Here is a 17050-nt window from a genome sequence, read left to right on the forward strand (position 1 = left end):
GCTGTTTTTGCCATACTGGATCAGCTAGTATAAGTCTATGACACTGTTGTAGTTTAAGTTATTGGCGTATCGAAATATCGATTGACGGAATGATAGAGGGTGTTTTCACATTGAGTCCGCAGCGGAATAATCAACTCGGCTTTACTCTAGTTGAATTAGTTACCACCATTATCTTGATTGGTATTCTTGCCGTGACGGTATTGCCGCGCCTGTTGTCTAGTTCATCATACAGTGCCTTCACCTTGCGTAATGAGTTTATAAGCGAGCTCAGGTACGTGCAGCTAAAAGCGATTCAAAATACCGATCAATGCTACCAGTTGGATGTAAATACCAGTGGGTATACCTTACGTTATTTTAATGATCGAGTAGGCAATAGCTGTAGTAATCAATTTCGTGCAGAGCCGCCGCAAACATTCAGCGGTGGAGCCCATATCGAACTTGCCAGCAGTGCGAGTCAGGTTTTTTCGATAACCTTTGACAGTCATGGACGAATGACTTCTCCAGCATGTGCAGGTCATTGCTTTAATGCCGTAGCAGACGACACCCTTGCTATTGCCGTGGAAACTGAGGGGTATATATATGCCCAATAAACGCCATTCGGCTCATGCTATTCATGGTGGTTTCACATTAATTGAATTAGTGATTGGTATGCTGGTTATTGCAGTTGGCATTGTGATGTTAACCAGCATGTTATTTCCGCAGGCAGACAGAGCGGCAGCCACTTTGCAAAGGGTGCGTTCAGCTGAGCTTGCGCATTCAGTGATGAATGAAATTTGGGGTAAACGTTACGATCAAAACACCAATGCCAACGGCGGTGTTCCTGCCTGTAATGCGCCAGCGGGTCTGAGTTGTTCCGCAGCCTCACTGTTGGGTAATGATGGCGAAAATCGTGACGCTTTTAACGATGTTGATGATTACCAAGGGTTAAGTGAAGCAAGTAATATGCTCAACTCAAGCCAAACATACGCTCAAGCTTATCCGGGTTTTAAGTTGTCTGTTACAGTGAGTTATCTTGATGCTACAACCCAGGCGGAAAAATTAATTACTGTCGATGTAACAACCCCAGCGAATGAAGTGATTACTTACCAAGCGGTGAGGAGTAACTACTGATGCGACCTAATCAGCATGCGAGCACAAAAGGTTTCACTTTAGTTGAAATGGTCACTGTCATTTTGATCTTAGGGATTGTATTGGTGGGGGTAAGCAGCTTTGTTATTTTTGGCACTCGAATCTTTGTTGAGTCAAGTTCGGTAGACCAAGTTCTCAGCCAAAGCCGTTTTGGTATTGAGCGAATGACCCGAGATATCCGCCGAGCCGTGCCAAACAGTATGCGTATTTTGACCGCATCAGATGGCAGTTATCAATGTATTGAATTATTGCCTATTGAGACCAGCACCTCTTACCTCGATGCGCCATTTGTGCCACACACAGCAAGCAATACCTTAACCGCGATAAAAAGCATTAGTGGTATTTCTGCGGGACAATCTGTGCTGATTTATCCTTTAACTAATGCAGAGGTTTATCATCCCCAGGGGACAACCGCTAAGCGATTTACCGTTCAGAGTGTTGCCGCAACAGGTGATGAGTTAACTATTACTTTGACGCAAACCGTGCGCTTTAGTGAGGCTTCACCTTTACAGCGACTGTATATTGCTGATACTCCGTTAAGTTACTGCTTTGTACAAACAAGTACTAATATTGATTTACGCTTATATCAAGGCTATGGCTATCAAATTAATCAACCTGCACCGACGGCAATGGGAAGTGGCGTATTGATGGCACAAAATGTCTCAAATGCCTTAACGGTTAATCCTGCTATTACACTGACACCAGCAACACTGATAACTAATGCCATAGTACACTTACAGCCGATTTTCAGCGTTAATGGTGAAACGTTTCAGTACCAACATCAAGTGCAGGTGATGAATGTCCCTTAAGCGTAAGTTAACTCATCATACTCAACGTGGTAGCGCATTAATTATCGGTATTTTTGTGTTAACCGTGTTATTTCTGGTTGCGGCGAGCCTAATTCGAATAGTTGGTGATGCTGATGAGTCGGTAAATGTTGAAGTGTGGGGTACCAGAGCATTATTTAGTGCTAACAGTGGTGCTGACGCTGCGCTGGCGCAATTATTTCCGCTAAATGGCTCGTTAGCCAATTGCAGTAATGTAAGCTCAACGTGGACTGCACCGGCAAATGCGCTTGGTTTTTATAGCTGTAGTGTCACGATAAGCTGTAATGCAGCGACGGTGGGCAGTGTTATTCAATACCGAATAAGCAGTTTGGCGATTTGCCAAACGGGCGATTGCAGTGGCGGTGGAAGCACTTCTACCTGTTTACGAGTCAGTCGCCAAGTGGAGGTTGAAGCTCGTGGTAATTAAACCTTTAGTGAATGTCATTGTCATCATTTTCACCTTGTTATTGGCAAGTCATGCCCATGGCTTTGGTACCATTGACGAGTCTGCGACTTGGGCTACCGTTGCTCAAGGGCATCATCAATATGGCAACCCAGACCCTCTACCTTGTGCAGGTATCACCTCTACTCAGTTTACCTTAAACAACAGCGCTAAAATTCGCGGAACCTTAGGGCTGCCTTTAGCGTATTGTAGCTCAAATGATGGATCCGGCTTACCGACTGACAGCTGTGATGAGCTCGATGGTACTGGCCGAAAATGCACCACATTAGGTTATGATTTAATTGGCCTTAATTTAACCGGTGACAATGCTTTTTTAACCAGCTCAGCCGCTGGCGGAAATATTAATTATTGTAATACAGGGGATAGCTTACAGCTTGGACAAGATGGTCAAAGCCAGTTTGGCAATGTTAGCTTATATTCGGCTTGTACCCTAAGTATGTCTGCAAGCCAATCTGAGTATCGATTTACATCGATAGCGGCTGGCAATAATGCTACGTTAGAATTAACCGCGGGCGACTATTTTATTGAGTCATTGACATTAAATAGTGGTTCAAAAGTGGTGTTAAAAGGTGATGTAAGGCTATTCATTAAAAACAGTAGCCAATTTAATAGTGCCACTGTGAATACTGCCAACCTGTATCAATTACAGATTGTTGCGTACAACAATTTGCAATTGACCGGCACTTCAGATGTTACAGCCTATGTATACAGTAATGAGACATTATCGCTTTATAGCAGTTCGGCGATTAAAGGGCGCATTTCCTCACGCTATTTGAATATGGGCGATAGCGCATCAGTAACAGACTCCGAACCACTTGGTGTCAGCTTTCATATTCAGTATGGTAAATCACAAGCAACCTCAGGTGTGGCGTCTAAAAATGTGGTGTTTGATACCCCTTTTACAAGTGGTGTAAAACCTCTGGTGTTTATTATGCCGACCATTTCAGATTCTGATGCAAACAATGACAGCCGCCAAAGTGCATTTTTATCATCGATCAGCGAAACAGGGTTTACCTGGACTCGCGCGTTGTCTGCGGGGAACAGCGTGGCGACCGAAATGCCTGAGGTGCATTGGATTGCCGTCACGCCGGGCACATTTGATTTAAGTAATGGCACCCAGCTCATTGCCGGCAGTGTGTTACAAAATAAAGCCTTGATTGGTTCCAATAATCAATATGTAGATGTTACCTTGCCCAGCACCCAAAATGTGGTGCTTAATCAGTTGCAAACCCAAAATAATAATTGTTGGTTAACCAGTACCTCACAATTTACCAGTAACGGCATCCAGTTAGCGATGGATGCGTCTGAAGTACGAAATAATTCTGGCCAGTGTGAACCGGGCAAGCTTAATAATAACAGCTTGCAAAATGAGCAAATTGCTTACCTGGCCGTAAAGTCCGGTAGCGGCGCATTGGTGTTAGATGGCAACAATGTCAATTATCATTTTGGACTGTCACAAACATTTAATTCATCTGGCACCACTTCGGTTGGAAATCAGTGCCAGTATTTCACTGTGCTAACAGGATTTACCAATATTCCAACTCTGGTTGCGAGTAAAAACAGTCGCCGCGGGGGCGATGGCGGATGGTTGCGGCGCTGTGTATTAACTAGCACCAATGTCAGTATGGTGACTGATGAAGATAATTTTAGAGATAATGACCGTAACCATGTTTGGGAAAACTACAGTTTTGTCGCACTAGAGAAATTAACCCCAATTCGTCAGTGTTTTACGGATGAATTTGAACGCACCGAACTGGGTACTGACTGGGTTGCAGCTAAAAGTGCTGGAACATTTACTCCGTCAATAGTTAGCGGCCGCTTAAGGCAAACAGAAGCCAAAACGAATCAGGCTACCTCGACAACCTATCAGCGCTTGTTTCCGGGTAAAAACAATAAAGTTGAAATCGAATTTGATCATTATGCCTATGGCGGTACCGGTGCCGACGGTATTGCCTTTGTATTGTCAGACGCATCAATTACACCACAGCCCGGCGCTGCGGGTGGGCCGATGGGATATGGTGCTCGCTCTAATGTTAATGGGTTTGCTGGTGGTTGGTTAGGTTTTGGTATTGATGAATACGGTAACTTTTCAGCAGAGGGCGGCCCAAATGGTCCTGGTCGTCGCCGTCAGTCAGTGTCTATTCGTGGTTCAGGTTCGGGTACTTCTGGATACCCTTATTTACGGGGAACTTGTAGCAATGGCACGACCAATACTGGCGGCAGTTGTTTGTCGCCGACGGTAGATAATAATAATGTGTCACCAGCGCATCGTTATCGAATTACCGTTGACTCACAAATTGCTAACCAGTCGGTCGTAAAAGTTGAACGTGATACGGGGAGTGGGTTTGTGGAAATCATATCGGCATTTGATGCGGCGGCAATCTCGACTCAAGCTGCAATTCCGGACAACTTCTTGCTTTCTTTAACGGGGTCGACAGGGGGAGCCACCAATAACCACGAAATCGACAATGTTGAAATTTGTGCTTTGCAATCTGAGCCAATAGGCATTCAGATTGATCACTTTGAATACTCATATTCTGGTCAGGGGGTGACGTGCGCCCCTAAAACATTATCAATTAAAGCCTGTGCCAATGCCGATTGCAGTTTAACGGTGACAGACAGTGTGACGGCGACGCTAAGCCCTGCTGTGGTCAGCGGTGGCGGCGGTTGGGTGGGGGGTAATGTAGTGACATTTACCGGTGGCCAAAAATCCGATTTGCAATTACGCAGTAATACCGCAGGTACCGTGACCTTAGGCGTGACAGGATCTGTACCTAGCACGACGGCATTTAGCCAAACACTCTGTCGTATTAATGGCGGCGCTGCGAGTGCGGCAAACTGTAATTTAGTCTTTGCTGACAGTGGTTTTATTTTTGATGTGCCAGATAAATTGGCAAATAAACCGTCGGGCAACATTGCAATTAGTGCCGTGAAAAAGTCCGATGAAACCCTGCAATGTATTCCAACGTTTGCAAACACAACTAAAAATGTCAGTTTTTGGAGCACATACCTTGACCCTGTGACACCAATAAATGGCCAGTCGGTCACAGTGAACAATACCGTAGTAGGTAAGCAAAGTTCAGCGGCAACCTCAATCGCGTTAGCTTTTGATGCAACAGGTAAGGCCAATATTAACGTGAATTATCCCGATGCTGGCAAAATGCAACTTGATGCGCAATACACCGGCAGTGGCGACGAAGCAGGCTTAATCATGTTGGGCTCAGACCCATTTGTGAGTTTTCCCGTGGGGTTGTGCGTCACACCTAAAGACACAGCTGCGCAGTGCTCGGCAGGAAATAGCAGTTGTAATCGCTATAAAAAAGCGGGGGAGTCGTTTGACTTAGTGATACAAGGCAAAGCTTGGCAGGCCGATGGTGATGGCAATTATTGCGATAACCTTAATACCCCAAATTATGTTCATGACAATATTGCACTTGCCCACCAATTAGTGTCACCTTCAGGTGGTGTGTTAGGGAGTGTTGGCTCGTCGCAATATAACCATGTGGCCGAAACCACCAACAGTAATACCGTGTCACAGTCAGTTAGTGAGGTTGGGGTGTTCACTTTTAGTGCCAAGCCTCCAAGTAGCTATTTAGGCTCAACTTTTTATGACATACCACTGGCGTTATCACCTAATATCGGCCGGTTTGTACCCGACCGTTTTTTAGTGAGTAGCTCAAGTGTGTTGCCATCATGTGGTAGTTTTACCTACATGGATCAGCCCTTTGGCTTAACATTAACCTTAGATGCATTGAACACGGGCAGCTATGTTACTCAAAATTATCAAGGCAGTTTTGCTAAAGCCAGTGCCAGTTTGGTTGCAGAAAATGCTAATGATGGTGTTGAGCTAAGTCACCGGTTAAGCGCCTTGCCTGTTAATGCCAGTACTTGGTCATTAGGCCAAGCAAGTGTCGATGTTACCTACCAAGCGCTTTTTAGTCGTACAACCTCACCAGGCGTAGACGGGCCATTTGGTTTATTGGATGTTGGCGTTTTAGTGGCTGACAATGATGGTAATGTAGCGTTTGTGGCGTCGCCTGATATGCGCGCCGATAGCAGTGATATTTGTACCGATACGAGCACGTGTAACGCTAAATTACTATCAACACAAGATTTTCGTCATGGCAGAGTGGTGATGGATAATACCTTTGGCCCAGAAAATGAAGTATTACGCATGCCAACCTATGCGCAGTACTGGAGTGGCAGTGCCTGGATAACGAACACCAATGACAGTTGCACTCAAGTCAGTGATCCCCTTGATGGAACCGAAGTGTATGCTCCAACATTAACGGCAGGTCAAACCATTACACGCACCGATAATGGCAGTTTGGTTAATAATGGCTTACTGACTTTATTATGGCAAAACACAGGTTCTAATGCATATCGAGGTCAAGTGACTGCACCGTTACAAGTAGACAATTGGCTACAGTGGTATTGGAATTGGGATGACGCTAGCCCGACAGTACTTTATGACCCAAGAGCAAGTGCCTTCTTTGGCCGCTATCGTGGCCATGATCGGATCATTTATTGGCGTGAAGTCGGGCAATAATCGGAATAAAAAAGCATCGTTTTTACGCTTTTTAGGATTAATCTTGCTCGATCGACGTTTTTTTACATGCTTTTGTAAAAAAAAACGCCAGATTAGCAATTGTTAACCTGTTCGGTCTTGTAGAATAGGGGTGTCATTGATAAAGTTAGCTGATTTTTCTTTCTTCTGACTCCACAGAATACAGGCCTGATACATGTTCAAAAAGCTGCGCGGCATTTTTTCTAACGACCTATCGATCGATTTAGGTACGGCAAACACACTTATTTATGTTCGCGATGAAGGTATCGTGTTGAATGAACCCTCAGTCGTTGCCATTCGTGGCGAACGTAATAGCAATGGGTCAAAGTCTGTTGCTGCTGTGGGTACTGATGCAAAACAAATGCTAGGCCGAACGCCGGGGAATATTCAAGCTATTCGTCCAATGAAAGATGGCGTGATTGCCGACTTTTATGTGACCGAGAAAATGCTTCAGCACTTTATTAAGCAAGTGCACAACAACAGTTTCTTTCGTCCTAGTCCTCGGGTGCTTGTGTGTGTGCCTGTAGGGGCAACTCAGGTAGAGCGTCGAGCCATTCGTGAATCGGCCATGGGTGCAGGTGCGCGTGAAGTGTACCTTATCGAAGAGCCAATGGCTGCAGCGATTGGTGCGGGTTTACCTGTGTCTGAGGCAACGGGCTCTATGGTTGTTGATATTGGTGGTGGTACAACCGAAGTTGCGATTATTTCGTTAAATGGTGTGGTTTACTCTTCATCAGTACGAATTGGTGGTGATAAGTTTGATGATGCCATTATTAACTATGTTCGCCGTAACTATGGCAGCTTAATTGGTGAAGCCACAGCCGAGCGTATTAAGCATACTATTGGTACCGCATACCCAGGTGACGAAGTGCTTGAAATTGAAGTACGCGGTCGTAATCTTGCAGAGGGTGTACCAAGAAGCTTTACCTTAAATAGCAACGAAATTTTAGAAGCACTGCAAGAGCCTTTATCGGGCATTGTGAGTGCGGTCATGGTGGCACTAGAGCAATCTCCACCAGAATTAGCGTCAGATATTTCAGAGCGCGGCATGGTATTAACCGGTGGTGGTGCGTTACTGCGTGACTTAGACCGCTTGCTGATGCAAGAAACCGGCATCCCTGTAATGGTTGCTGACGATCCGCTCACTTGTGTGGCTCGTGGTGGTGGTAAAGCGCTTGAAATGATTGACATGCATGGTGGTGATTTGTTCTCAGAAGAGAACTAATGATTAACTGCACAGTGGCTTTGTTAACACTCGCTTTTGCTAACAAAGCCGCGCACAACTTATGAAACCAATTTTCGTTCGTGGCGTCTCTAATCAATTTAGACTGACACTGGCAATTATATTGTCGGTGGCTTTGCTTGCCGCTAATCATCGCTTAGATCCTATCCGTCAATCTCTGTCATCAGTGTTGAGTCCTTTGCAGTATTTAGCCAATGTGCCTGGTGTGATGCTAGATTGGTCTGCTGAGGCCTTTGCTACCCGCAATATGCTTGAGTTACAAAACAAAGAGTTATTACGTCAGCAATTAGTGATGTCTGAACGGTTACAACGATTTGAGCATGTACGCCAAGAAAATGAACGCCTGCGAGCGCTGTTAGGTTCTCCTGTGCACATGGATTCTCGTAAAGTGGTTGCTGAAGTGATGGAAGTAGCCAGTGATCCCTTTCGTCAATTTGTGGTGTTAAACCATGGTTCACAAACCGGTGTTTATGTCGGTCAGCCGGTTGTGGATGCTCAAGGTGTCGTCGGCCAGGTGATAGAGGTGAGTGAGTTTACTAGCCGCGTTTTGATGGTGTCTGACACCACCCATGGCATTCCTGTGCGTGTGACCCGTAATGATGTTCGCGCAATAGCAAATGGCACTGGCGATATTGACCAAATTGAGCTTCGCCATGTTGCAAAAAGTACCGACATTATTGCAGGCGATTTATTAGTGACCTCTGGCTTGGGTAATCGTTTCCCTGAAGGGTATCCCGTTGCACGTGTTATTAGTGTGTCTAGAGACGATGGCCAAAGCTATGCCGTGATTAATGCGCAACCCTTGGCCGCATTAGATCGTATTCGATATGTGCTATTAATTTGGCCAGATGAAACCAAACCCTTCACTTTACCAGCTGATTTAGTTGAGCTTATTGAAAAAAATGCGCCAACTACCCCTCAGGCGGTTAGCGAACAAGCCCAAGGGCAGCAGGCGACCTCAACAACTGGAGTAAATACGCCCCAAGACCAGGCCGTCTCGAATCCGTCGGCAACTAATACACAAGACCAGGCTGGCACGAATCCGGCAGCGGCTAATACACAAGACCAGGCCGGCACGAATCCGGCTGGGGCTAATACACAAAACCAGGCTGGCACGACAAATGTTCAGGAGCAGCCATCGACTGCACCGATAACTAATGCCCGCGAGGTGAATCAATGAGTGCGCACATCGCTAACGGTCGTTTGGTTGTATGGCTAACAATTTTTATTGGGATGATGTTTCAGATCATGCCGTTACCTAGCATGGTTGAACACTGGCGTCCTGATTGGTTATTAATGGTTATGGTGTACTGGGCCATGGCGCTGCCACATAGATATAGCATCTTAACGGCCTGGGTGTTGGGGGTGATGCTCGATGTGTTGCTTGGGGCGACATTAGGTATCCGTTCACTTGCGTTATCGTTAGTGATTTATATTGTGGTGCTGTTATGTCAACGCTTACGTAACTACCCTCGCTGGCAACAATCACTGGTGATTGCAGGACTAATTTGTGTTTATCATGCGGTGATATTCTGGGTGCAGTTTGTCGTTGTAGGCGAAACCCCATTTGACTTAACTATGTTTTTACCTGCCATTTCGAGTTTGTTTATATGGTGGTGGGTATTTTGGATTTTACGCAACATCCGTCGTCGATATAAAGTACGTTAAACTGGTGTTTTATTCAAATTAAACGTCTAAATAGAGTGAGTTAACATGACTTGGGTACTGGCCTCTACCTCACCAAGAAGAAAAGAACTACTGGCGCAAGCGGGGTTTAGCTTTGCGCAATTTCGCTTTCATGTCGTGGCTCCTGACATTGATGAAACGCCTAAAGCCAATGAGCTTGCCCAAGAGTATGTGTGCCGGCTAGCAATCGAAAAGGCACAGGCAGGATTGGCATTAAGCGAGCAGTTTGATCAACCCAAAGTATTGGGTTCAGACACCATAGTGGTGCTTAATGGGGTGATTTTAGGTAAGCCTGTGGATGTTGATGATGCCAAAAGAATGCTGGCATTGTTATCGGGTAATACCCATGAGGTGATGACTGCAGTTGCGATCACAGATGGTCAGCATACTGTTCATCGCCTTTGCAAGACACAAGTGAGTTTTTGCCAATTGTCAGCAGCCGATATTGATGCCTATGTGGCCACCGGTGAACCAATGGACAAAGCGGGTGCCTATGGTATTCAAGCATTAGGAGGTTGCTTTGTTGAGTCTATTACAGGCAGCTATTCTGCTGTTGTAGGCTTGCCGTTAGTCGAAACTCGAGAATTATTAGCCTGCATGATGCAGCAAACTTAACCTTTTGCTTTAATCGGTCTCATACGGTGGTGCAACTGCTGTCAACATTACGATTGGAGCATGACCTCAATACTGGTGGCCTATGAACATAAAAGCACAACGCAAAAAAGGCACAGAACTGCTGATTAATGTGACACCAACCGAGGCGCGAGTCGCATTGGTTGAGCACGGTGTTTTGCAAGAAGTCCACATTGAACGCCGCATGAAACGAGGCTTAGTGGGTAATATCTACAAAGGCAAAATTAGCCGCGTGTTACCCGGTATGCAAGCAGCATTTGTCGACATCGGTCTAGATAAGGCCGCATTTTTACACGCCTCTGACATTGTTCCTCATACTGAATGTGTTGCCGATGTTGAAAAAGGCAACTTTGTGGTGCGCGATATTGCAGAGCTTGTGCGCCAAGGCCAAGATATAATGGTGCAGGTGGTCAAAGACCCGCTAGGCACCAAAGGCGCAAGGCTCACCACCGACATCACTTTACCCTCACGTTATTTAGTGTTTATGCCGGGCTCTAGCCATGTTGGTGTGTCGCAACGCATAGAGCTTGAAGAAGAACGTCAACGCCTTAAAAATATTACCTTACCTTATGTTGATGACGACGGCGGCTTTATTATTCGTACAGCTGCTGAAAATATTGGTGAAGATGAGCTGGCACAAGATGCTGCTTTTTTACGTCGTGTGTGGGCTAAAGTCAGCGAACGTCGTAAACGAAAAGGCGCTACATTACTTTATCAAGATTTGGCATTACCTGTGCGGATTATTCGTGATTTTGTTGGCACCGAGCTTGACCATATTCAGGTCGATTCTCGTCGTACCTATGCTGAGTTACAGCAGTTTGCTCAAGAATTTATGCCAGAAATTGCCGATAAAATTGAACACTATGCAGGCCCAGCACCCATATTTGAATTGTACGATGTTGAAAACGAAGTGCAACGCGCTCTTGGCCGTAAAGTAGAGCTTAAGTCGGGTGGTTATTTAATTATTGACCAGACCGAAGCCATGACAACGGTTGACATCAACACTGGCGCATTTGTTGGGCATCGTAATCTAGAAGAAACCATTTTTAATACCAACCTCGAAGCCACTCAAGCCATTGCTAGACAATTACGCTTACGTAACTTGGGCGGAATTATTATTATCGACTTTATCGATATGACAAATAATGAGCATAAAACTCGGGTGCTCGAAAGCTTAAATGCGGCATTAGCACTTGATCGTGTTAAAACCAGTGTGAGTGGTTTTTCTGGTTTAGGTTTGGTCGAGATGACCCGTAAACGAACTCGAGAAAGCCTTGAACATGTGGTGTGTGGTGAGTGTCCATCGTGTCAGGGAACGGGCACCATGAAAACGGTTGAAACCGTATCTTATGAAATTTTCCGAGAAATTATACGTTTAAATCGAGCTTATAAAGCAGATGAGTTTTTACTGTATTGTTCGCCGGCTGTTTACATGAGCTTAAGCGGTGATGAGTCGCATTTGTTGGCAGAGCTTGAAGTCTATATTGGTAAGCGTATCCGTTTGCAAAATGAGCCATTATATATTCAAAGCAAATATGATGTGGTGATGATGTAGTGTCAACGAACCAGGCGTCAAGTATCAGCAGAATCTGTTGGCAAATATTGGCCATTACACTGGTGTTATTTGCACTGGTTGTGAGCCTTATTCGCGGATTGCTGCCACATATACCTGAAGTTCGACACGAGCTGGTTAATTATTTATACACAGAATACCAATTGCAGGTACAAATGGATGAATTGAATGCGCAGTGGCAAGCCTTTGGCCCAGCATTGAGTATCAAAAATTTAAACCTGCCGCCTCAAGCGTTAATGCCGATGACTGTGATAAGCAAAAACGTTCACATTAAACTCGATTTTTGGCAGTCTCTTTTTACCCTAACGCCACAAGTTGAATCAGTACAGTTTGATGGCGTGAGCATTGCTATTAACCTTGACCAAGTCTCTGGCGGTTCAGCAGACCCGCAATCGGGAGCAAATGTCGATTGGCTTTATGCTTTACTGTTGGAGCAGTTAGCACATTTTTCTATAACAGATGCGTCCATACAGTTGCTCAGTAGCGAGAGTGACTATCGCCCCATTTACATTGATAACCTTGAATGGCAAAACAGTGATAATCGTCATCAGGCACAGGGGCAGATCCATGTTGATCAACTTGAGTCTAAAAACGAGCAATTAATCTTACGAGTTGATCTCACTGGAGACGGCTACCAACCCGACTCGATTAGCGGTCAATTATATGTGTCTGCCGACTCACTTGATTTAGGCGAATGGGCTTCTCGTCAGCACAGCGCACAAGCCAATCAGGATAATATTGAGTTTCAGGGCGTGATTAATCTCGATGCTTGGGCGACCTTTGCCAATCGTCAAATTCGTGATGGCATGTTGGTGTTTAAGCCCAGTTGGTTGCAGTGGCGTGATAGCCATACCCAACAAAAATTTGCCATTGAGTCAGGTGTGTTACAGTGGACACCTGAGAAAGGTGGTTGGAAAATAGCCAGTCACGATTTAGCATTATCGACCAATGAACAGCTGTGGCCGTCGTTAGACATGGCTTTTGCTGCTCGAGACGGGGAAATGTTTGGTTATATTAATCAGCTTATTCCGCCTTTATTAAAGCCCATGTTACCACTCATTCCTGGCTTAGGTTTAGCGCAGGTAAATACGTGGCAGCAGTTGAACCCTCAAGGTACGATTGGGCCTATTCGGTTTTATAAAGCCCCACAAAAGCCGTTAATCGCCACCGCCAATGTCGAACAATTGCAATGGCAGGCATACGCTGCTATACCCGGTTTAAATCCAATAGACCTGTCGTTAACCTGGGCCAATAACCAGTTAAGTTTTACACTGCCAAAACAAGACTATCAATTTGACTTTGGCGACAGGTTTAGCCAACCCCTTGCATTACAAGGTGAAGCCATTAATGGCAGTGTCGATTTGCTTAAGCGCCGGCTCAGCATAGGTAACATCAGTTTACGTAATGCCGATATTGCAGTGCAAGCTGGAGTCAATCTTGACTTAAATGACGGTGCTCATTTGGCGTTAGCTGCCCAAATGAGTATTTATGATGTTGCCCATGCAGGTCGATACTTTCCCTTAATGGCCATGAGTCCAGACTTAGTGTCATACCTCAATGGCGGTTTAAAAGCCGGTAGCATTGAACAAGCTCAAATCGTTTGGCATGGTGAACTAAGCGGTTATCCCTACCAAGATCACAGTGGTGTATTTCAAGCCGCTTTTACGTTACAAGATGGACGCTTTAAGTTTCAGCCTGATTGGCCAGCGGTCAGTGAGTTAACGTTATCAGCGTTATTTGAAAACGCCTTGATGGATTTGCACATAGACCAAGGCTTGCTTGATAACGTGGTTGTCGATGGTGCCAGGGTGTCGATTGCGCAATTGGGTCGCCAATCATTATTACGCGTTGAGGCTGATATTAACGCAGATGCGCAAGGGGCAACTCAAGTTATCAACCAATCACCGCTAAAAAGCTCGGTGGGCGCTACTTTAGATGTAGTGCAAATTACGCGGCCGATTGACATTAATTTAGACTTGGCGATTCCGTTGTACCATGGTGGTCAACAACAGATAAAAGGCCATGTTAATTTAACCGACAACCCGGTATTTATTGCAACGCCAGGCCTTGATTTGAAAAAAGTAACCGGGCAGGTAAGCTTTGTTAATCAATTAATTGAAGCTAAAAATATTCAAGCATCCTTGTTTGAACAACCTTTAAGCTTCAGTGTGAAGACTGGCCTACAAAACCAGCACTTGGCTCTAAATGTCAATATGGGTGGGCGCTGGGATCTTGATACCCTATCAAGCCAGTTACACAACCCCATGACAGGTTTGTATACAGGTAAGCTTGATTGGGATGGTGCGTTGACGATGATTTTTGATCCCAGTGGATACAGTTTGCAAGTCTCTGCTCGTTCAGACATGGTCGGTGTCGCGCTTGATTTGCCAACCCCATATAGCAAATCTGCTGATGAACCTAAAAAACTCCGTGCAGATTTAATCGGCGACAATAAACAATCTTCACTGAGCATTAAATTGGGTAACGATGTTGAGTTCTGGGGCGGGTTTACTGCTGATAATGGTGGCCGATTAGCATTTTACGATGTCATGGTTGGGCGTCATTTTAAAGTAGGCGACAAACTCCAAAAGCAACAGGGGCACTTGCATTTAGACTTACCGAAAGTGGCATTAGAGCAATGGCTACCACTGATCCAGCGTTTTAGCGTGGTCGCAGAACCTCAGGTTATTGCATCGTCTGTGCGCGATCGCATTTTAACGGACACCGAACTGCCGATTAATCAAGACACTAATTTGCCAGTCCCTGTCGATGATAATGCATCATCCGCTTTGCCTTTACTGGTAGGGATCCATGCAAAAATAGCCCAATTAACGGCATTAAATCAGACATTTGATGAATTACAGTTTGATGCACAGCCTACAGACAATGCTTGGCGTTTTGATGCCGTTTCGCAACAATTTGACGGCGTTATCGATTTTTATTCAAATTGGCGTGAGCAAGGCATTAAGGTCGTGGCAAAAAAGCTTCATATCGCAGCGCCAACACAAACAACACTGTTAGGCACACCAATTGATGCATCACATGCCACAAGCATCCTCACGCAATTACCCACATTGGCCATAGATGTCGATGATTTTAGTGCCTACGACCTACCATTAGGGCATTTGGTTTTACATGGTTTGCCCACAGAGCAAGGTTATCAGTTTCAAACACTATCGTTGACTAAGCCCACATTGTCGTTACAGGCTAATGGGATGTGGTCTTTGGTCGATGGCCTCGATAGCACAGAGTTTGATGTTGAATTACTGGCAGAAAACTTTGAAACATTATCAACCACATTAGGAATTAATCCCGGCCTGAAAGATGCGCCACTCAATTTGAATGGTAAAGTATCATGGTTGGCTGCGCCGTATGATTTTTCGCTAGATACATTAAACGGCCAAATTAAGTTTGATTTGGGTAAAGGGCATCTATCTGAAATTAGTGATAAAGGCGCGCGGGTGTTTTCGCTATTTAGCCTAGATTCATTACTGCGTAAATTGTCATTAGATTTTTCAGATGTGTTTGGCCAAGGGCTTTATTTCAATACCTTTACGGGCAACTTAACGATAGATAATGGCGTGGTAAAAACCACTGACACAGAAATGGATGCCATAGCAGGTAATATGAAGGTTAGGGGGTATACTGACTTAACCACTCAAAGCCTGAATTACGACATACGTTTTGTGCCACAATTGGCCTCGAGTGTGCCTACCGTGGTGTTACTCAGCACCAGTGCTTGGACTATGGGGTTAGGAGCTTTTGCGTTAACAAAAGTGTTAGAGCCCGTGATTGAAGTGATTTCAGAAATTCGTTTTAGGGTGACAGGCACCATGGACAACCCTGAGCTTGAAGAATTAGAGCGTAAAAGCAAAGAGATTGAAATTCCAAAAGCTATTTTACCGCAACCTGATGAAACCAGTATCGATGCGGCAACAGAGCAGGGGCCAAACTCAAAAAAGATGGATAGTGATAGCGCAGCACCAGATACGCAGCCTAACAAGACCTCACCGGCCACCGACACACCCGCTCATACCTCTCAGGTCGAGACGCTACAAGGAGCACAATATGCAAATCAGCTTATTACAATGCCAGAGCAGCCGCGACGTTCAAGCCAACCTTGCGTTTATCGACTCGCAGCTTAAGGTATTGCCGCGCACGATTGGCGAGCCGCAACTGGTGGTATTGCCTGAGTGCTGTTTACTGTTTGGTGGCCATGAAAGTCAGCAATTGCAGTATGCTGGCAGCGAACATCAAAGCGAGCTTAAAACGGCTTTAGCTAATTTGGCCAAACAATATCAAGTGTATTTAATTGCTGGCACCATACCGATGCGCGCCAATGACGGTAGGGTATTGAGTCGTTGTTATTTTTTTGATGATCATGGCGCCACCCTAGGTCATTACGATAAACTGCATTTATTCGATGTCGATGTTGCCGATGGCACAAAAACCTACCGTGAAAGCGATACTTTTCATCCGGGTAACCATTTGTGTGTCGTTGACACGCCCTTTGGTAAAGTGGGTCTGGCCATTTGTTACGACATTCGCTTTGGTGATTTATTTAGGGCGCTGCGTCTTGCCGGTGCAGATTATATCGCCCTGCCGTCAGCCTTTACCAAAGTGACCGGAGAGGCACACTGGCAAGTATTGTTACAGGCTCGGGCTATCGAAACCCAATGCTATTTGTTGGGCGCTGGCCAATGGGGACAACATAATGAAGGTAGCCGGGAAACATGGGGCCACAGCATGATAGTTGACCCCTGGGGTAGAGTCATTGCCGAGCGCGCTACAGAGTGCGGTTGGGCACAAGCCAAGGTTGAGCTTAGTGAGCTACAACGAATACGCCAACAAATGCCGGTTATCGACCATAATCGTTTCATTGCGCCGCAATTAACCCCTGTTTAGGTGGGCGCGTAAGACCTCATTCGCA

12 protein-coding genes are annotated in these 17050 nt (G+C 45.4%); all 12 read left to right on the forward strand.

All coding sequences use genetic code 11. The features are described 5' to 3' along the window. Positions 1 to 110: 110 nt before the first annotated feature. The 12 genes from L2703_RS09130 (at position 111) to L2703_RS09185 (ending at position 17025) form a co-directional block, all read left to right on the forward strand. A complete protein-coding gene (locus L2703_RS09130; protein ID WP_248970793.1) occupies positions 111 to 590 on the forward strand; it encodes a pilus assembly FimT family protein in 480 nt (159 codons plus the stop codon). Then, a complete protein-coding gene (locus tag L2703_RS09135; RefSeq protein ID WP_248970794.1) occupies positions 580 to 1110 on the forward strand; it encodes a prepilin-type N-terminal cleavage/methylation domain-containing protein in 531 nt (176 codons plus the stop codon). The genes L2703_RS09130 and L2703_RS09135 overlap by 11 nt, the downstream gene beginning before the upstream one ends. Further along, positions 1110 to 1937, forward strand: a complete 828-nt coding sequence (locus L2703_RS09140; RefSeq protein ID WP_248970795.1) for a PilW family protein — start codon at positions 1110 to 1112, stop codon at positions 1935 to 1937. Before L2703_RS09135 ends, L2703_RS09140 begins: the two co-directional genes overlap by 1 nt. Beyond that, the gene (locus L2703_RS09145) at positions 1927 to 2382 is read left to right on the forward strand and encodes an MSHA biogenesis protein MshP (RefSeq protein WP_248970796.1); all 456 of its coding nucleotides are present in this window, start codon (positions 1927 to 1929) and stop codon (positions 2380 to 2382) included. The genes L2703_RS09140 and L2703_RS09145 overlap by 11 nt, the downstream gene beginning before the upstream one ends. Then, positions 2372 to 6967 carry a DUF6701 domain-containing protein gene (locus tag L2703_RS09150; RefSeq protein ID WP_248970797.1) on the forward strand — a complete coding sequence of 1532 codons (4596 nt, stop codon included), beginning with the start codon at positions 2372 to 2374 and terminating at the stop codon, positions 6965 to 6967. The genes L2703_RS09145 and L2703_RS09150 overlap by 11 nt, the downstream gene beginning before the upstream one ends. A gap of 193 nt (positions 6968 to 7160) precedes the next feature. After that, positions 7161 to 8210, forward strand: a complete 1050-nt coding sequence (locus L2703_RS09155) for a rod shape-determining protein (RefSeq protein WP_248970798.1) — start codon at positions 7161 to 7163, stop codon at positions 8208 to 8210. Between the two features lie 61 nt (positions 8211 to 8271). Next, positions 8272 to 9408: a rod shape-determining protein MreC gene (gene mreC, locus L2703_RS09160; RefSeq protein ID WP_248970799.1), complete on the forward strand. Its 1137-nt coding sequence runs from the start codon at positions 8272 to 8274 to the stop codon at positions 9406 to 9408. Then, the gene (gene mreD, locus L2703_RS09165; RefSeq protein WP_188739627.1) at positions 9405 to 9896 is read left to right on the forward strand and encodes a rod shape-determining protein MreD; all 492 of its coding nucleotides are present in this window, start codon (positions 9405 to 9407) and stop codon (positions 9894 to 9896) included. The genes mreC and mreD overlap by 4 nt, the downstream gene beginning before the upstream one ends. 45 nt (positions 9897 to 9941) lie before the next feature. Beyond that, positions 9942 to 10529, forward strand: coding sequence for a Maf family protein (locus tag L2703_RS09170; protein WP_248970800.1), 588 nt, complete (start codon positions 9942 to 9944; stop codon positions 10527 to 10529). A gap of 82 nt (positions 10530 to 10611) precedes the next feature. Next, on the forward strand, positions 10612 to 12102 hold the full coding sequence (rng, locus tag L2703_RS09175; protein ID WP_248970801.1) for a ribonuclease G: 1491 nt from the start codon (positions 10612 to 10614) through the stop codon (positions 12100 to 12102). After that, positions 12102 to 16265 carry a YhdP family protein gene (locus tag L2703_RS09180; RefSeq protein WP_248970802.1) on the forward strand — a complete coding sequence of 1388 codons (4164 nt, stop codon included), beginning with the start codon at positions 12102 to 12104 and terminating at the stop codon, positions 16263 to 16265. The genes rng and L2703_RS09180 overlap by 1 nt, the downstream gene beginning before the upstream one ends. Then, positions 16189 to 17025, forward strand: coding sequence for a carbon-nitrogen hydrolase family protein (locus L2703_RS09185; RefSeq protein WP_248970803.1), 837 nt, complete (start codon positions 16189 to 16191; stop codon positions 17023 to 17025). The genes L2703_RS09180 and L2703_RS09185 overlap by 77 nt, the downstream gene beginning before the upstream one ends. Positions 17026 to 17050 lie beyond the last annotated feature (25 nt).

It is taken from the genome of Shewanella basaltis (assembly GCF_023283885.1).
Lineage (GTDB): Bacteria > Pseudomonadota > Gammaproteobacteria > Enterobacterales > Shewanellaceae > Shewanella > Shewanella basaltis.